This window comes from Ectobacillus ponti (genome assembly GCF_024294785.1).
Classification (GTDB): domain Bacteria; phylum Bacillota; class Bacilli; order Bacillales; family Bacillaceae_G; genus Ectobacillus; species Ectobacillus ponti.
The window spans coordinates 122,313-140,229 of record NZ_JANCLT010000011.1 but is presented as its reverse complement, the minus strand read 5'-3'; the positions used below and the strand labels follow the sequence as shown (position 1 = coordinate 140,229).

Genomic DNA, 17,917 nt, shown 5'->3' with positions numbered 1-17,917 from the left:
TTTTTAATAAAAAACGGAGCGGCAAGCCTCTGCACTTTTCGCTGCAATTCTCTGCACTTTCTGCTTGCAAAAAACATATAGCACTTGGTATATTCATACTCCACCCCATAGTAGGACTTTCTGCTGTCCCATGCCGCAAGTTTTTTGGAGACGTCCAAGCGGAACTAGAGTTAATTATCACTCGAAACGAAGTTCGACGGAGCAAAGAAGTAAATCCTATCCGACTATCTCGTCAAATTAACGCGATGAAAGCTCAGTTTGGTATTAAAGCCGGAAATAATGCTTCGTCTCAAGGGGCCTATACGACGAAAGAGTTGTCAGTATTTTTCGGAAAATCCATTAAACATTTAAATAAACTGGCGAGTTTGTCCAAGCTGCACCCAGAAAGTGGTTGACTGCGATCCAGAATTGGCGTTGGGTGCCGACCTCTTCCACCAACAATTCCCCTGCATACACCATGCTGCGTTTCCTCAAACTTGTCGGGTCCAATTTGGTGCAGGGTGGGAATATACCACGGCGGGGATGGAAATACCTCGTCATACTTGCTGAGGGAGAATACATCGCTGTTTGTCAGCACAACATATCCTGTCATCTCTACGTATTGCGGCTCATCTCCTGCGCCGTCGCTATGCCCTCTTCCTGTTACTCTTCTATCCTCGTTTTGCGTCTGCTGTTGATTGCCCTGCGAAGATGGAGGCGAATTTTCCTTCTTTTTGCTTTCTTCCTTTTCTTCTCATATCAGTTCCGTTGATTGGCTAGATTCGTTGCTTTTATATGAAAGATAGTTAAGCCCGAGGCATGGCACCTTAAACGTAATTATAGAAACTTTGATGCGGCACCTACGTGTTCATCATGTTGTAGTGATTACAGTACCATGCTTTTGATAGGCATAATGTTCAAGGAATTTTCTTATGGTTTGCCCTGGAGCATGTGCATTGGACTCATTTTCCCAACATAGGAATAAAACACAGAGGAGGGAGCAGATGAGAAAGGAATATGCGGATGTGGTTGGTACCGCCAGTTGGCTTTAACGCGAAATGCATTGCAGGTTTAATGAATTAGACCAAGCAACAAAGGCGGAAATCATCAAAACAGAGCTCAGTCATCACGAATATATATCTGATGAAGCGCTGCGTAAACGTATGCTGCATGCGTTCCAAAAGGAGCAGGAACTCGGTCTAGACGTATGGTCCCGCTACGGCTACTTAGTATATAAGAAGCTTAAGCGTGACCCGTCTCCCGTATGTGATGAAAGGCTCGCCACATATTCTGTACGCGATGGACAGAGGGTGCGAGTGCTAGCAATCGTCAATGACGAAGATGTAGTGTTTGAGGGGAAGGCGCTCGGTGTTGGACTTGATAGCGATATAACTCTTCGCAACTTTCAGATTCCAATGGATGCTTTGCATATTGAACTTGACGAACATAATTATCATGTGAAGAAATCGCCCTTAGATGAGTTACTTATTCCACAATCGGCATATCGTATATATCTAGGCTATGAAATAGACGATATTTTCATTCTGGAGGATGAGTCACAGGAATAGCTCAGGCATTTCTTTAGTTTGTCCTCCCCTTTGGAACTACAGGGTGGTGCTTCTTCACACAGCTTCGCAAATCTCTTCTAGCTGATGCCATGCCGATTGAGGAGGGAAGGGTTATGCCTACAACTCCACTATCCTGTGACACAATATTTTTCTGTCCGCGAAGCAGCACATTAGAAAGCCTCACATGCAATACTGCAGCGCATGCAAGCTCAGGTTCCGATTACGATATCTGCAACAAAACAGCCCCTCTTTGCAAAGTGAAGCTGTTTTGTTTGCTTTTCAGGGTGATGTTTCCCGCTATCTCTTTTTGTCGTATCTCCTCGTCAGTGAACTGTGTACTGATGCTTTCTGACAGCTTTGCGATTTCCCGTTCCGTTTGCTTGATGGAGTCTTCCAAACTGCTGTGCTTATGCAGGAGTTTATGCATGAGCTGCGGCGGCACTTCCAGTGAAACCAGCACATCACGCCATTCCTGATACTCACGAAAATAGTCTCTCTCCTCCTGCTGCTAGATCAGCAGATGCAGCTCTTCGTACACGGAACTGTGTTTTGGCACATCCGTCTGGCATGCGACGCATTGCTGTGTGTGAAAACTCTCCTGAAGCGGCTTTTTCGGGTAAGGTTTCGGCTGACACGCGCCTGCCTGTTGCCTCCCCCAACGTTTGCCCTTCAAAGTTTTCCCAATCAGACCAACCCGCGCGAGGATTCTGAAGCACAGCGCTAGCAGCTTGTGATGGAGAATTAAAAAGATAATCCTCTGTAAACTGCTGCTGCAGGAAAATAAAGAAAATGTGAACATCCGGACGATTCAGGAGCTACTGGGCCACGAAAGCTTGTCTACGACTTCTATGATGAGAGGGCCTTTACTACGGATATATAGGCAGGACATCTGCCAGCTCCTTCTCTGTAACTACTCTGCAAAAGCTGAGCGGATTAGGAAAGTCGCTGATATTGGTTGTGACCAAGTAATCCGCTCGGTCCATGAGCGCACTGACCATGATTTGATAATCATACGGATCTCTTGCGTAATCAAGAGCAATACCTTTGTTCTGCAGATACTCGACAGATTGTTGAATACTCATTCCTAAATGGTATTTGATTTCAGTGAACAGCAACTCTTTGTATGTATCGGGGTCGTCAAAGCCGACACGGTTCAAGGAATCCATGAATGCTACATCAAACAAGTCATGGTACCGATTTACAAAGTGCATGATAATATGGTGAGGGAACTTCTTAGCAACTCTTTTCCCGTCAGGCCCCCGCATTTTAATGCGGCCAACCCGAAGAATGGCATATACTTCTGCCTGCGTGGTTTTGTGCAATGCAATACGCAGGTACCCTTTTAATTGTAAAAATAGCATACGATCTAACAAATTTGCCTCGCTGTTTCTCCCGCCCCCGTGAATCACTCTGGGAGCCACAAAATTCGTGTCTAATGCAATGACAACCATGTTTGCTCTCCCCTACTCGTCGATCTCAATCTCCCAGTTCTCTGTATAATCTTTCCCTAAAAAATCCTTCATCAGTTGTTCTGTTTCGTCCTTCTGATGCTCTCGCCGCTGCTTCATATACTCAAATTCCTCTCTCGGAATCAGGTATCTGCCACGCGGCCCTACTTGGTGGCCAGAAATGACGTTTTTCTGAATCCAATTCCGTACTGTTTCAGAGGTAACACCATAGTATTCGGCCACCGTTTTTGTATCCACATACTTGTTTTCATCGTACGGCAGCTCCTGACTCACAGCAGCCGTAGCACGTATATTATCGTAGAATTTAAAGTCTACTGCATCGTTTGAAAGGAATGTAATTTGCCGGTCTCCCACCTGTACAGTCATGGCTTTCTTCAAAACATCAATTGCCTTTTGAATGCGCATGGAGTTGGAAGCATCATTGGGATTTTGCAGCACGACCTCCAGCTCAGCAATCAATTCATTTACACTGTCTCTTTTCTCCTTAATCATATGGCACCTCCGTTCTTATCATTATAAACAAAATGAGCAAAATAAACAAAATGACATTATTCCTATTATTTCAAATCATACTACGGCAAATCCTTCTTCCTGCATAAACTTATTTCTTCTTGTTATAGGATCTATTTTTGTGCACTCCACGGTACTGTGGAATAAACCGTTCTACTCGTAAGATTTGCTCCATCCATATTTGTGGAGTCACTCCCTGCAGCCAATCCTCACGAGGATCCCCAGCCCAATCAACCAGACAGCTGGCGAGTCAGTCATAATCAAATAAGCATTCCCATGTCGCTTGTATTACATCTTTCGGGAATCCTGCCTGTTCAAATTCCACCCACTCCCGTTCATCATACGTAATCGAGCATCATATAGCAGGCTGTGCCATTCGTTAAAGGATGACCACGGGATGTCCTCTTTAGGGATGTTCGAGGTTAAGATTCCACCTCGCCTGCTTGGAAGAAGCAGTGGCTCATTTCAAATTGGACTTGGCTCTCCCACACATGAATGGAACACAGAGGAGGGAGCATATGAGAAAAGACTATGAAGATGTTGTTGGTACTGCCAGTTGGTTTTGCCGCACGCGGCATATCATCTGTATCGCGGCTATGAAATAGACGATATTGAGATTCTAGAAGATGAGCCGCAGGAGTAGTTCGTGCATTTCTTTGGTTTGCTGTTTCTTTTCTTGAAGGCTACAGGAAGGTGCATGTTTGAAGCATAGTGAGGTGCCGAGAGTGCCCTAGGGTCCTTTCGTTGGCAGGAGTGAACCGTGCTGCTAACTCTTCCTGGTATCCATGTTGATAAATTTGCGAAAAAATGGTAATATGAGAATCCTGCCAATTGCATGATTGGCGCAAAGGGGACTGTAAAAAGTTCATTCTTCTTAAGGGGATGGCTGATATGAATAAAGAGCAATTGATGGAAAGTGCACGTAATATGAAGGGGAAAGCCTATGCACCTTATTCTAAATTTCCCGTTGGAGTGGCATTGCTGTTAAAGGATGGGACGGTTATTCATGGCGTGAATGTAGAAAATGTTTCCTTGGGTGCAACAAATTGTGCCGAAAGAACAGCTATATTCACCGCAATCACAAATGGCTACAAAAAAGGTGACTTTCAAGCGATCGCTGTCGCAGGGGACACCGTAGATTTTCTCCCGCCTTGCAGTATTTGCAGACAAGTTCTGGCGGAATTCTGCTTACCTGACATGCCTGTTTATTTAACGAATGAGAAACGAGAGATATTGGCCCTGACATTACAAGATTTATTACCCTATGCCTTTACCGATTTAGAGATGTAAAGTACTGGTTCAGACAGGCTCTGGTTATTTCTGTGCAAAGTAGCCTTGCCTTCCTTTATTTTCTTGATAAAGTGTTTTTGAGTCTAAATGCTAAAAATTACGGGTTTATACTCAGTTTTTATTATTTTAAAAAATGATCCCCCTCTCTTCCCCGCTGTTTTGCGACTGCGTTTCTTGCTTCAGCGCACAGCAAAAAGCCCCCGTCCGTTTCGCTGATTCACCTAAACGGACGGGGCATATTTTGGATTCCCTGCTGGCGATCGCTTTGACACCTCCCTTGTTAGGAAAACCATTATTTCAATCTCCCCTGCTCTCTCCGCTCATATAGAATTTGCCCCGCTGCTTTTTATACGGGAGAAGCAAGGGATAGCCAACATAGGACACCCCTTGTCAAAAAAACTGAAAACCGTTCCTGCCCTTTTCTTTGGCACGGTACATGGCTGCATCCGCATACTTGAGCAGTACGCGGATATCTGTCCCATCCTCGGGATACTGAACAATTCCAATGCTGACAGACAGATCCAGGGACTTTCCGAAGATATGCCATTCATTCATGACATGTACAAGCTCCCTTGCTTTTTCACATATGTCTTCCATCTTCACCAAACCAGGAAAGTCCATCACAAACTCATCGCCCCCTAAGCGGGCTGCCATGTTTTCAGGACGAGCCACCTTTTGAATTCGTTTTGCCGCCTCCTGCAAGATTAAATCGCCCATTTCGTGACCCAGCTTATCATTGACTTGTTTAAAGCCATCCAAATCAAGGAACATGAGAGTTCCCTGTGTGTTCTGATTATGTTGATAGTCAAAGTAAGCGTACAGGGAGTGGCGGTTATACAATCCCGTCAGTGCGTCCACCTTCGCCAAGTGCTCCAGTTCCAATACATAGGAAAAGAATCGTGCCAGCCCCTCAAATGTTCCGGCATGTTCCTTGGTGAAATGAAAAGGCTCAGAGTCTACAGCGCATAAGGTGCCAAACATCTCACCATCACTTGTAAGGATAGGAACACCCAGATAGGATTTGATATTTGCCTCCCGGATAGTGGGAAGGCATCCGACAACAGGATGTTCCCCCACATCGTCAATGATAACAGGTTGTCGACTTGCGAACACAAGCTGGCAAATTGATCCTTGCAAAGAGATCGTCGTCCCTTCCTGTATAAGACATTCGTTTCCATAATTCTGCAACCTGAGAATAGAGAACTCGTCAAGGGTGATACGGCTGAGAAACACCGTTTTCCCCCCTATATAGGAATTTACAAGGTTCAACAATTCAGTAGCCGCTTCCTGAAAGGTACGGGGAGCCGGCGGTATGGATTTTGACATATTATGTACATCCTCCAACTTCATTATATAATAATTCTATTATGTCCAAAGCGGAACTAAGCGCACTGTGTATTCATGCCTCTCTTTTTCTCAGCTGCTGCTTTATGTAATGGTTAATTTGCCGAACCTGATTTACAATACAAGAATAGATCGTACATCACATTTCAAGGAGAAGAACAATGGACCGAAGAGAAATAGAGCAGAAAATAATCAAGCAATACAAGCAAGAAGAAAATATGATGATTTTAGTGTTTGCCCAGTGGTGCATCAACCACGACCTGAATCCGGAGGAGCTGTATTTGAAAGCATATCCCCACCAGGGAAAAAACCGCGCGCTGCAGGAAGCCCTGGCCTTGACGGTGCCAAAGGAAGAAGCGGGGGAAGTCTCCACTCAGACGCTGTTGGGAGTCCTTTCGCTGTTTGGGAACGACGATCTTGCTTTTGTTGTGACAGAGGCTGCGGCGGGGCTCAAAAAAGCTGAGTGAGACTCCGTGGTTTAGGTGAGGCATGAATGGGGGTCCTTCATGTCTTCCCCCCTTTTGTGCCCGTCAGTAACACCGCATCCTCTTCCCCCTCGGACTCGAATACACGCCCGGCCCAGGCCAAGCGCTGCTGCCCCTTCCCGTTTACTCTTGACGAAAGGGACGTTGCAGGTCCTTCGATTTCCATTGCCCGCTCGTAATAATTGTGACTTGCACTCCTACATCCAAAGAAGAAGGAGCAAGCGGAAGGATGCCGTCCACCTCATGCTTGTTCCAGACAGCCGGGTTGCTGCGGTACAGTGCCTGCGACAGCTGATATACATCAATTTTCTTCTTCAGCGCCGCTTGGTACGTCTGCTTAATTTCATCGGCAATTTGTTTTTGGGCGAGCTTCTCCATCTCTGAAACCGGAATGTATTTCAGAATTTGAAAGATGTCTCCTTCTGCCTTTACATTCACAGAAAAATGCGGTTTTCCTTGTTCAATGCGGCTTGCTATTTTGAGCTTTGGTTTACGCAAGACAACTTCTGCAACAGGTTTGCCCTCCTGCTTCAGCATCAAGGGAGCCCGAAACATGTTCTCATTTGTCCAGTGCAGACCAGCCAAGTCCCCCACTGGCAAGTAGCCTGCATAACGCTTTGACGCAAGGAATGCAGCGCCGCTGTAGCGCATGATGGGAAAATTCTTTTTGTTTGCTTTCCACCGTTCCTTTGTGATTGATAAAAAAGGGATGGCCGTGGTCATGCCCGGCTCGTAGAAATCCGCCCGAAGCCTGTACAGCCTCGCTGGCTGGAAAATGGAATATTGCTTCGTCACCTCGTTGGGGATATTGAGTGTCGTATACAGCGGCGAAATGTTCAGAATGCTCCCTGTTGTCAGCAGATCCTGAATGGGTTCTTTCGTGCCAAACACCCACGGTGTATTGCGGAACTGAAAAAAGCGCGACAAAAAATCATCGAGCTGATTTAAATCGCCATCCCTCAATACGCGCTCTGAAAATACAATGGTCTTGATGTGCTCCCAAGATAACCGCTGCTGCGCCGACTCATAGAAATCAAAGGCGGCTTCATCAATGACAGGGCTGCTGCCTTTTCCGACATAGATCGGCTGCGGCGTGCGGTTGGCGCTTCCCTCCTGCTTGGCCAGGGTGGCAAAATTGATGAACTGCGGGTACAGGATATAGCGGCCCTTCTCATAATCAATGCCGAGGGAATTGATATACCAAACATGCTCCACCTCCCTCACATCCCAACAGCCGGTTAAGCACAAGAGGCAACAAAAAGCAAAGAAGCAGCGGAGCATGCTAGCTCCCTCCTTTCTTTCTTGTACTGTCATTGGTACGAAGCTCCCGCGGCCGCTTCCACATATCCTTAAACCGTACCCGCAGCGTCGCCGGCAACAGGCTTGTTGGCACAAGCGGCGAATACGGCGTCATGTAGGGAAGGCCGAAGGAACGCAAATTCACAAGGTGGGCAAATATGATAAAGGCTGAAAAAATCGTCCCCACCACCCCGAGCAAGGATGAGAGAATGTATACAAAATAGCGCAGGATGCTCAGTGTTCCAGTCAATGACTGATTGACGAGCGTGAAGGTGGCGACAACAGACACAGCCATCATCACCACAATGCCGGGGGCAACAAAGCCTGCGCTGATTGCCGCTTGTCCGATAATGAGACCGCCGACGACAGAGAGGGTCTGCCCGAAGGTAGAGGGAATGCGGAGTCCCGCCTCCCGCAGCAGTTCAAACAGAAAAATCATCACAAATCCTTCAAGCGGCGCAGGCACCGGAATGCCTTCACGCGACAGCGTCAATGTTGCCAACAGTGTGTACGGAAGCTGATCCGGATGATAGGATACGAGTGCAATCCAAAACCCCGGCAGGAATACCGCTATCAGCAGGCTGATAATACGCAGTACCCGGCCGAAGCTTCCAAAAAAGAACATGGCATGCTGGTCTTCTGCATTGTTTACAAAGAAAGGCAGCGAGACTGGGCCGATTGTAGCTGTCGGTGTTCCTTCCACAAGAATGAGGAAACGGCCGTAAAGCAGGCAATTCACTGCATAGTCCGGCCGCCCCGTATATTCCACTAACGGAAAAATTGTAAAATGCCGGTCGGTAATGAGCTCCTCGACCTGTGTAGCCGATACAATCGCATCGACGCGGATCTCACACAGCCTTGAGCGGACTTGCTCCACGATGTCTTCCGCAATTACATCCTTCATATACAAAAGAGATACCTTTGTTTTGCTCCGTTCCCCGATGATGAATTCCTCGCAGCTGAGGGAGCTTGTTTTCAGCCGCTTTCGGATCAATCCAATATTGGTCTGCATCTCCTCCACGAATCCATCCCGTCCGCCGCGAAGCGATACTTCCGTACTTGGGTCTTCAACAGACCTGGACGGGAGCTTTGGAACGGGGATCACGCATGCCAAGCTGTATGCCGGCAGCAAAACAAGCAGCCAGCCCTCGAACACCCGTTGAATGGCATCCTGTTTGAGGTTTTCCGGCTTCAGCACCTTCATCTGAAAGAGTGCCCCTTCCTCAAGCTCCTTGGCTTCGCCGGAAAAGCTGTGTTCGAGCGTCTTGTAGAGCTGCGGCAAGATGGTTCTTCGCAGCTCCTGCATATCTATAAGACTTCTGCAATACACAAGCAGCACATAGTGGGAACCCATTTGCTTTGCTTGAAGTTCCACGTCATTGCAGCCTTCAAACCAGTTCAGCCAGGTTTCTTTATCCCATGCTTCCACGGAGCTTCTCCTCCTTTTTCCGAACAGACAAAAGCGCAAGCAGCACGATCAGGAGGCACATGCATCCTGTTGAATAGGGAATGAAAATGGACGAGACAAACCAATAAAAGCCGGAATCACGGATGGACCATGTTGACAGGGTTGTAATGGCAAGCAGCAGAAGCATCTGAAGCCCCGTCTTCTTCCTTTTGTTCATAGCCGGCAGGAGGTCCGTGATGAGAAACAACAGCAGCGACAAGCGGATAAATGCGCCTGTCAGCCATTGATATACAGAAAGAAAATCCACATGCTCAATGTAACGGCCGATTGCCACAAGCCGCCACTCCTCAAAAGCCGGATAACGCTGCCGGGCCGCAACAAACGGCCCAAACTCTGTAATCGCTCCGATTGTCGGTCCGAGCGTCAGCACCAGGAACACTCCCCCTACACAAATAAGGAAGGAAGAACGAATGGGCTTTTTCGTGTGCTGCTGCAACAGTAAAACAAAGCACAGCTCTACATAGCCTGAAATCGGGTAAATCAGCCCGTTCACAACCGGCCGGAAGCCATGCTCCAAGTATGGCTTTATATACGCAAAGTCCTTGTGCGGGATATTGGCTGTCGCCACAAAGAAGCCCAACAGGATGACGAGCGGCATAAGGATCCCTGAGGTCCATGCCACAGAAGAAATGCCGTGTCTCGTATTGTACAGGCAGACGCCGGCCAATAGGACCCCTATAAACAACTTCGGTGTCATGGGTAAATAGAAGGAGAGAAATGTCATGGTTTCCTTTAACACAATTACACTTAAAGAAAAAAGATACAGGATGAAAACTGCAAGAAAAACATAGGAAATGGGCCGGCCGGCACGATCCTGCAGCCACGGAAGCAGCCGTTCCCCGTTCATTCGTGCTTTGATCAATAACAACAGCGGGATAAAGAACAGCAAAGAGAAGCCTGAAAGCAAAATAGACAGCCAGGCATCACGTCCGGAAGCATCGAGCAGCATAGGGATAATAATGACATGATTGCTGACACCTGTGCTGCCGATTAACATGAGGGCAAGGGAAAACAAGCTTATCGTTTCTTGATTCATATGTATTCTCCTAAACAGTCGCATTCGATGATAGTGTCGCCTGAACTGGTATCTTTATGCAGGTATATACTCTGTAGATGTCTGTCTATGCACAGGTGATATGCCTCTTAAATATTACTTATACATACATTTCCACGACTGGGTAAATAATGAACTTGTACATTCCTTAGCACATTTACAAATAAGAATCCCAACCCTATTAAGCATTTTCAAAAAAAGAATATAGGAAGGGCATGATGATGGAATGGAGAAAATCAGCTCGTTTCAGTTGTTCTGCCTAATTATCCTATTTGAGTTAGGCACAGCTATGATGGTTCCACTGGGGGCAGACGCAAAGCAAGACTCCTGGATTGCCATCCTTCTTGGGATGATGGGAGGAATCGTCATTTTCTTCATCTATGTGTATCTTCATAGACGCTTTCCGCAGAAGCCGCTGACGGGCTACGTAAATCAAATTCTCGGAAGCAGCCTAGGTTTTGTTGTGGGTTTGTTATATACACTCTTTTTCGTTTATGGTGCCGCCAGAGATTTGCGGGATGGCATGGAACTGCTGCGACCTGCGTACAATGAGACCCCCATCTCAGTGATTGGATTGCTGATTATGCTAGTGATTTGTTATGCTTTATATGGGGGGATTGAGGTGTTATTCCGTGCAGGAGAGCTATGCTTTTTGCTGACTTCGTTCATTATCATAGCAGAGCTTGTATTCTTATTTTCTTCCGATGCCATACAGCCGATGAATGTACTCCCTGTCATGGAGGCGGGATGGAAACCTGTATGGATGACAACCGTAACGCACACAACCATGTTTCCTTATGGAGAGATGATCTGCTTCACCATGCTCCTTCCCTTTTTAAAAGATATGCCCTCTGGACTTAAGATTGGGATTTTCGGTATTCTTCTAAGCGGGATTGTGCTGTCGCTCATCACATTCTTGGAGATTTCCGTACTGGGCGCACAGAAGGTTGCCGCTTCTACGTTTCCATTTTTAAGGCTGATGCAATATGTCAATATTGGAGGATTCATTCAGCGGATTGATGCCTTTGTTATTATCCATCTGATTGTAAATGATTTCTTTAAAGTTGCCCTGTTTGCTTATGCTGCCCTTATAGGCGCTATGGATTTGTTTCGGGTTTCCAGAAGGATACTGGTGTTTGCCATTACATGCATCATTTTATTTGTATCCATAGCAATTGCTCCTGACACACCCTCGCACTTTGCACAAGGGAAATTTGCTTTAAAATACATCTTCCCTCCATTTGTACTCTATATTCCGCTCTTGCTGCTGATGATAGAGGTGTTTCGCAAAAGAGCTGCAGAAAGAGAAAAGAACTGACAAAGAGAAGCAGCGGCTTCTCTTTTTTTGTCGCATCATTTGTACCGGCTCCTTAGACATATACGTGTAGTATAGGCATGTGAAGCCGCTGAAATATCAAGCGTGCCGACAGGAGGAAGCTATGTCTGTCTTTGACCCGAAAAAGCTGTTTGTGAAGTTGATTCCCCCTGCCACCTCCGTCCAGCCAATCGAAGGAAGAAAATATACGCTTACTCATTCAGATGCAACTGCTGAGCTGTTTGTAGATATCGGAGTTATGTACAACTATGCAGCCATCAATTGGAGCATGCGGGATGAAGTGCTGGCAGAGTGGCAAAGGAATCAGCAGGGGCAGCTGCAGTTGGCAGGAAGGGTGTATGTGGACGGAGGAGAATTCAGTGCAGAAATGGCAGGCATCCGCTTCCATATTTTTCGAAAGGAAATGGATACAGCCCTAAAGGGCATGATCTATGGGGATTTGTCCTTCTACAGCAGCTATCCTTCTCTGCTGCAGGCTCCTATTGTGCTGGCATATGAATCTGCTTACCCGCAATATCGGCAGGTGTATGACTACGGCACACCGCTTCAATACCTGCAGCAGATATACAGTAGGCGTACGTAATATTCTAAAAAAGAAAGACCCTGTACTGCTTTTGAAGTACAGGGTCTTTCTTTCAGAAAAAATTGCGCGGCAGCTTCTAAGCGTGTCCTCAGGTATGCGCCAGCTCGTTCATATCACTAAATAGAGCCATATAATATTTTACATCCCCGGCATCATTTTTCACCGCACTGATAGTGAGCCATTCCAGATACATTTCTCCATTTTTCCGTTTGTTCCAAATCTCCCCCTGCCAATATCCCTGGTCATAGATGGATGCCCACATATTTTGATAAAAGCCCTGGTCATGTCTTCCCGACTGTAGAATGCTCGGATTCTTCCCGATGACTTCTTCCGCTTCATAGCCGGTGACCTTCGTAAAAGCGCGATTCACCTTTTGAATGGTTCCTTTTGGGTCGGTCACCATCAAACTCTGCCCGACATTCTCCAGTATTTTTGTTTCCAGGCTCAGTCTTTCCAGATAGTACATCCAGACAATGATTACAAAGCTGGCCAAGGCAAACATCGCAAGAGACATAAAGCCGATCGCATAATTTCCGGTGATGCCAAACACCATGGTGAGCACAAGCGGCGGAAAGAACCCGCCCAGCCCGCCCATTGCCGACACAATGCCGTTTACAATCCCGGCTTGCTTTGAAAAATAGTATGGAACGAGCTTAAAGATGGTTCCGTTTCCGATTCCGGCACAAAACGCAACGGTCAAGCACCCGATCGTATACAGTTGGATGGTGGGAGAAAAAGAAAGCAAAATACCGGAGAAGGTCAATCCGCCAAACACGAACAGCAAAATCAAGAACGGGTTAAACTTATCCGCAAGCCATCCGCCGATTGGCCGCAAAAGAGTGGCCAAGGTGATAAAGCCGGCTGTCCGTAAACCGGCATCCACAGGTGTCAGCTTGAAGTTGGTAACCAAGAAATTGGGCAAATATACGGTAAAGGCAACAAAGGAGCCGAAGGTGATAAAATAGAACAGGCTGAGGAACCAAAGCTTTTCATTGCGGTAGACGCTCTGGATTTGTTCCCCCAGCGGCTGATTTGCCTTTGTTTCATGGCGGTCACCGAACAGGAAGTTAAACACGGCAAACAGCAGGACAGGAATCAGAAACAGCAGAACGGCATGTTTCCACCCCATATGATTTGCCAGCACTGGCGCCGAGAAGGAAGTAACAGCTGTCCCGATATTGCCGGCACCGTAAATGCCGTTGACAAATCCATGCCGTTCCTTCGGGTAATATTTCGGCAATGAGGTTACACCGATGGAGAAAACAGCGCCCCCGATTCCCAGCACAAATCCCCCAATAATTAAATCCAGAAACGTGTCTGCAGTGCTCAGGTAGAACACTGGGAAAAGCAACACGATAAAGCTGATAAAGAACATTCTTCTGGCACCCATCCGGTTGGTCCAATATCCGATGGGAACCCTCATGATAGAGCCCAAAATGACGGGTACCGCTGTAACCAGGGAAACCTGACCTGCGGTAAGAGCGATGTCGCTCTTGATTTTTGGCATCAGGGACGATAGTAAAACCCAAACCATGAAACCGACAATCAGGCTTAAGGTTTGAAGAGGCAGCTGCCGTTTTTGCAGGCGCATGCATGATCACTCTCCTGTCAAAATATGAAATGGTATACCGTTAGAATGAGAAGATGCTGCCGTTTTATGTATGCGGATCTGTCCGGGGCACGGAAAATCTCTCTTCGGAGATGAACTGCATGGTGTCGGGCAACATCGTCAAGCATGCGGCAAGACAAAAAAGGAAGCCGCGCTGAGAAGGCTTCCTTTGCGTTCCTCCTATTATATGCCTAGTGCTCCACCTTTTGAATGAACGAACGTGTGCGGTCATGCTTTGGATTGTGAAAGAACTCTTTGGGCGGCCCCTCTTCCACAATGACGCCTTGATCCATGAAGATGATGGTATCTCCCACCTCTTCGGCAAACCGCATTTCATGTGTCACAATGACCATCGTCATTCCTTCCCGTGCCAATTCACGGATGACGTTCAACACTTCTCCCACAAGCTCCGGATCCAGCGCGGATGTCGCCTCGTCAAACAGCATCGCTTTCGGCTCCATTGCCAGAGCCCGGGCGATCGCCACGCGCTGCTGCTGGCCGCCGGACAGCTGGCCCGGGTAATGGTTCATCCGTTCCGCAAGCCCGACCTTCCTCAAATATTTCTCTGCTGTTTCACGGGCGGCTTCCCTGGATTTCTTGCGGATTTTCATTTGCGCCGCCATAACATTCTCCAGGGCGGTCATCGTCGGGAACAGGTTAAAACGCTGGAACACCATGCCGACTTCTGTCCGGAGAGAGGCAACATGCTTTTCATCGAACTTTCCGCCGGGCTTCACAAAATATTCTCCGTGCACTTTGACAGTCCCGCCTGTTGGGATTTCCAAAAAGTTCAGGCATCTCAGCAGTGTCGACTTCCCTGAGCCGGAAGGACCGATAATCACAACTTTCTCGCCCTGCCGAATCTGCAGGTCAATCCCTTTTAGAATTTCATTCTCGCCAAATGCTTTCCGCAAGCCATCCACTTCAATAATGTATTCAGACATGACGGGCCAGTCTCCTTTCCAGCATACGGACAATTTGCGCCATTGGCAGGCTGAGCACCAAATAAGCCAATGCCAATAAGGTGTAGGATTCAATGGTTAAAAAGGTTTGGGCCGCATAGGCCTGTGTCCGGAGCAGCAGCTCGTACACCGTAATGAATGCCAGCAGCGAAGTATCCTTCAGCATCATAATGATGTAGTTTCCGAAAGTCGGAAGTGCCATACGGCCTGCCTGCGGAATGACAATGGACCACATTGACTGCCGGTTTGTATAGCCAAGAGCCAGCGCAGCCTCTGTCTGGCCGCGGTCAATGGATGTGATGGCAGAGCGGATAACCTCAGACAAATAGGCGCCGTAGTTGATGCCCAGCGCAAGCGTGCCGGCAAAAAAGGCATCGAAATTCAACTGATAGCCCGGATCCCAAAATTGGACCAGCAGGGAGATAAGCAACGGCACTACATAATACATATAGACAACCTGGACCACAAGCGGCGTGCCGCGGATGATTTCCAAAAATATAATCAGAATCCGGTGCAGCCATTTCAGCTTGGTCAGCCGGCCAAGGGCAATCAGTGTTCCAAGGATCAGAGCGAGCGCAAAGCCGCAGATCGTAGCTCCCAGAACCGTCCCCATTGCACCCAGCAATTCAGGATAGAGATTTCGAAATGCAGTAACAAAATCTAAGTTTTGCAAAATGTTCATATGTACGCCCCCTTGTAGGAAAAAGTGCAAAGACAGCATATAATGGGAAGGCTCTCCTGCATACACGGATGGAATGGGCCCGGAAAGCCTGCAGAAGCCTTCCGGGTTCCATGCTTACTTGCCGGCCGGGACGAAGTTGTCCTCGTTTAAGCCATATTTCTTTAAGACCTTGAGGATAAATCCTTCTTCCTTCAGCTTATCGAGCTCCTTGTTCACGGCATCCAGCAGCTCCTTGTCGCCTTTGCGGACAGCGGCACCGATGTTGCCGGACGCTTCAGCTTGATACGGAGACACAAGACGCAAATTCAACGTTTTATCCTGTGTGATGCTGTAGCCCGCAACCGCGCTGTCTGTGATGCATGCATCCACCTTTTTCGTGTTTACAGCAAGGAGCAGCTCAGCTTGGGAGTTAAAGATTTTCACATCTTTAATTCTGCCTTCCTTCTGCAGCTTTTGTGCGAATTCCAGGAAGGCGGTTCCTTTCTGGCCGCCGACTGTCTTATCCTTCAGATCATCCAGCCCTTTCACTGGAGAATCCTTCAGTACAACCAAGCCTTCGCCCTCTTTGTACCAGATATTTGTAAAATCAGCGATCTTCTGGCGCTCCGGCTTAATGTACATGGCATCTGTCACCATATCAACACCTTTGTTATTCAGATCCACCAGCAGGTTTTCGAACTTGACTTCCTTCATTTCAACCTTTGGAATGCCTAAGCGCTTCGCAATTTCGGTAATGATCTCCGCATCAATGCCGGTAAATGCCTTTGTATCCTTGTCAATATAGGCAAATGGAACATCGTTGGAGGATGCGACCACCAGCACGCCTTTGTCCTTTGCCTGTTGGAGTGTACTCGCTTTTGTGTCAGACCCGCTGCTTTTGGAAGTCGTTGAAGTGCTTGTGGTGGTACTGCTGCAGGCAGCCAGGAGCACAACCGAGAATGCGGCTGCCATCATCATTTTTACATTGCGTTTCATTTTGTTTCCCCCTTAATCTCGAATGGATGTACATCAAGCTCGCCGCTCCAGCGTATATTGGCCGACCGGAGATGGCCGATCAGCCCTTCTTGCTGAGACTGCCGGACACAGTGCGGTGCGAGCGCTTCAACGCCTTGCTGCTCAATCCGTTGATACGTTACCACCTTTAAAAAAGTGCCAACCCATACACCGCCTGTATATTTGGCAGCAGCCCGCGTAGGAAGAATATGATTGGTTCCGCACACCTTGTCCGCATATACGACAGAGGAAAGCGCCCCTAAAAAGAGAGAACCGTAGTTGATGAACCGATCCCGCAAGGCATACGCATCAGCCGTTTGGACATGGAGATGCTCCGGCGCCCAGTCGTTGACAAGCGCAATGGCTTCGTCCATGCTTTCAGCATAGAAAACCTGCCCCCGTCTTTCCCAAGCTGCCCTGGCTGTGGCAGCAGTCGGCAGCGTTTGCAGCTGCGAATGAATCTCCCTGATGACAGCATGTCCAAGGTCCCGGTCTGTTGTCACCAATGCAACACGGGCATTGACGTCATGCTCCGCCTGCGCCAGTAAATCCGCGGCGATATAGACCGGGTTCGCAGTGTGGTCTGCCAGCACCAGCACCTCGCTGGGGCCCGCCAGCAAATCAATGCCGACCTGACCGTGAACCTGGCGCTTCGCTTCGGTTACGAAGGCATTTCCCGGACCTGTAATTTTATGGACAGGCGCAATCGACTCCGTGCCATAGGCGAGAGCCGCAATGGCTTGCGCGCCGCCCACCCGGTAGATTTCATCCGCTCCCGACAAATGGGCGGCGGCCAAGACAGCCGGGTGCACCTCCCCGCTTTTTGTCGGCGGTGTGCAGACCCGGATGCTGCCAACCCCCGCCACCTTGGCGGGGATAATGGCCATCTGTGCAGAGGACAACAGCGGATACCGGCCGCCTGGCACGTAAGCCCCGACAGACTCAATCGGGATGACGCGCTGCCCCAGATACGCACCCGGAATCATTTCCTGCTCGAATTCAGTCAGCGTCCGGCGCTGGGCATTCGCGAATGCCCTGATGCGCTCAATGGAGAATTGGATATCCTCCAGCATCGTTTGCGGAAGGAGCGAGACTGCTTTTTGGATGTCGGCATCCGACACCCGGAGATCATCGATTTCAACGCTGTCAAACTGGCGGAGGTACGCTCTGAGCGCATCGTCCCCCGCTTCGCGGACCCGCCGGATGATAGAAGCCACTGTATCCGTTACCGTCTGCCCTTCGGCAAGGTCTATTTGTTCTGCTTTCAACACTTCCATGACAACCGC

Annotated in this window: 18 protein-coding genes; 6 read left to right on the top strand and 12 right to left on the bottom strand. The window is 48.2% G+C overall.

Features of this window, described 5'->3' with window-relative positions:
* Both NK662_RS18255 and NK662_RS18250 read left to right on the top strand, forming a co-directional pair.
* Positions 1 to 395 (top strand): hypothetical protein (locus NK662_RS18255; RefSeq protein ID WP_254760380.1); only part of this gene is annotated, 395 nt, incomplete at its 5' end.
* A 642-nt stretch (positions 396 to 1,037) separates the two neighbouring features.
* Positions 1,038 to 1,547 carry a hypothetical protein gene (locus NK662_RS18250; protein WP_254760379.1) on the top strand — a complete coding sequence of 170 codons (510 nt, stop codon included), beginning with the start codon at positions 1,038 to 1,040 and terminating at the stop codon, positions 1,545 to 1,547.
* Between the two features lie 479 nt (positions 1,548 to 2,026).
* Here the strand turns inward: NK662_RS18250 and NK662_RS23785 are convergent, their stop codons facing one another.
* From NK662_RS23785 to NK662_RS18240, 3 genes are all read right to left on the bottom strand, one after another.
* On the bottom strand, positions 2,027 to 2,263 hold the full coding sequence (locus tag NK662_RS23785; RefSeq protein ID WP_368736080.1) for a hypothetical protein: 237 nt from the start codon (positions 2,261 to 2,263) through the stop codon (positions 2,027 to 2,029).
* Between the two features lie 150 nt (positions 2,264 to 2,413).
* Positions 2,414 to 2,998: a hypothetical protein gene (locus NK662_RS18245; protein ID WP_254760378.1), complete on the bottom strand. Its 585-nt coding sequence runs from the start codon at positions 2,996 to 2,998 to the stop codon at positions 2,414 to 2,416.
* A 12-nt stretch (positions 2,999 to 3,010) separates the two neighbouring features.
* Entirely contained in the window at positions 3,011 to 3,508 is a 498-nt protein-coding gene (locus NK662_RS18240; RefSeq protein ID WP_254760377.1) for a helix-turn-helix domain-containing protein, read from the bottom strand.
* Between the two features lie 909 nt (positions 3,509 to 4,417).
* On the opposite strand from NK662_RS18240, the gene NK662_RS18235 reads away from it, so the two are divergent.
* On the top strand, positions 4,418 to 4,816 hold the full coding sequence (locus NK662_RS18235; protein ID WP_254760376.1) for a cytidine deaminase: 399 nt from the start codon (positions 4,418 to 4,420) through the stop codon (positions 4,814 to 4,816).
* Between the two features lie 390 nt (positions 4,817 to 5,206).
* On the opposite strand, the gene NK662_RS18230 is transcribed toward NK662_RS18235, so the two are convergent.
* A complete protein-coding gene (locus tag NK662_RS18230; protein WP_254760375.1) occupies positions 5,207 to 6,142 on the bottom strand; it encodes a sensor domain-containing diguanylate cyclase in 936 nt (311 codons plus the stop codon).
* Between the two features lie 179 nt (positions 6,143 to 6,321).
* On the opposite strand from NK662_RS18230, the gene yxiS reads away from it, so the two are divergent.
* Complete coding sequence (gene yxiS / locus NK662_RS18225) at positions 6,322 to 6,627, top strand: protein YxiS (protein ID WP_254760374.1); 306 nt, start codon at positions 6,322 to 6,324, stop codon at positions 6,625 to 6,627.
* A 141-nt stretch (positions 6,628 to 6,768) separates the two neighbouring features.
* Here the strand turns inward: yxiS and gerXC are convergent, their stop codons facing one another.
* From gerXC to NK662_RS18210, 3 genes are read right to left on the bottom strand one after another with little or no spacing between them, the layout of a single operon-like run.
* Positions 6,769 to 7,926 (bottom strand): spore germination protein GerXC, encoded by a 1,158-nt coding sequence (gerXC, locus tag NK662_RS18220; protein ID WP_254760373.1) that lies wholly within the window; start codon positions 7,924 to 7,926, stop codon positions 6,769 to 6,771.
* Between the two features lies 1 nt (position 7,927).
* Positions 7,928 to 9,373, bottom strand: coding sequence for a spore germination protein GerXA (gerXA, locus tag NK662_RS18215; RefSeq protein ID WP_254760372.1), 1,446 nt, complete (start codon positions 9,371 to 9,373; stop codon positions 7,928 to 7,930).
* Entirely contained in the window at positions 9,357 to 10,448 is a 1,092-nt protein-coding gene (locus NK662_RS18210; RefSeq protein ID WP_254760371.1) for a GerAB/ArcD/ProY family transporter, read from the bottom strand. The genes gerXA and NK662_RS18210 overlap by 17 nt, the downstream gene beginning before the upstream one ends.
* A 244-nt stretch (positions 10,449 to 10,692) precedes the next feature.
* Between NK662_RS18210 and NK662_RS18205 the strand changes: the two genes are divergently transcribed.
* On the top strand, positions 10,693 to 11,784 hold the full coding sequence (locus tag NK662_RS18205) for a GerAB/ArcD/ProY family transporter (RefSeq protein WP_254760370.1): 1,092 nt from the start codon (positions 10,693 to 10,695) through the stop codon (positions 11,782 to 11,784).
* A 121-nt stretch (positions 11,785 to 11,905) separates the two neighbouring features.
* Positions 11,906 to 12,385 carry a staygreen family protein gene (locus NK662_RS18200; protein WP_254760369.1) on the top strand — a complete coding sequence of 160 codons (480 nt, stop codon included), beginning with the start codon at positions 11,906 to 11,908 and terminating at the stop codon, positions 12,383 to 12,385.
* A gap of 88 nt (positions 12,386 to 12,473) precedes the next feature.
* Here the strand turns inward: NK662_RS18200 and NK662_RS18195 are convergent, their stop codons facing one another.
* From NK662_RS18195 to hisD, 5 genes are all read right to left on the bottom strand, one after another.
* Positions 12,474 to 13,976 carry a nitrate/nitrite transporter gene (locus NK662_RS18195; RefSeq protein ID WP_254760368.1) on the bottom strand — a complete coding sequence of 501 codons (1,503 nt, stop codon included), beginning with the start codon at positions 13,974 to 13,976 and terminating at the stop codon, positions 12,474 to 12,476.
* A 209-nt stretch (positions 13,977 to 14,185) separates the two neighbouring features.
* Positions 14,186 to 14,938, bottom strand: coding sequence for an amino acid ABC transporter ATP-binding protein (locus NK662_RS18190; RefSeq protein WP_279665105.1), 753 nt, complete (start codon positions 14,936 to 14,938; stop codon positions 14,186 to 14,188).
* Positions 14,931 to 15,638 (bottom strand): amino acid ABC transporter permease, encoded by a 708-nt coding sequence (locus tag NK662_RS18185; protein ID WP_254760367.1) that lies wholly within the window; start codon positions 15,636 to 15,638, stop codon positions 14,931 to 14,933. Before NK662_RS18185 ends, NK662_RS18190 begins: the two co-directional genes overlap by 8 nt.
* A gap of 114 nt (positions 15,639 to 15,752) precedes the next feature.
* Positions 15,753 to 16,613, bottom strand: a complete 861-nt coding sequence (locus NK662_RS18180; RefSeq protein WP_254760366.1) for an ABC transporter substrate-binding protein — start codon at positions 16,611 to 16,613, stop codon at positions 15,753 to 15,755.
* On the bottom strand, positions 16,610 to 17,908 hold the full coding sequence (hisD, locus tag NK662_RS18175; protein WP_254760365.1) for a histidinol dehydrogenase: 1,299 nt from the start codon (positions 17,906 to 17,908) through the stop codon (positions 16,610 to 16,612). Before hisD ends, NK662_RS18180 begins: the two co-directional genes overlap by 4 nt.
* Between the last annotated feature and the right edge of the window lie 9 nt (positions 17,909 to 17,917).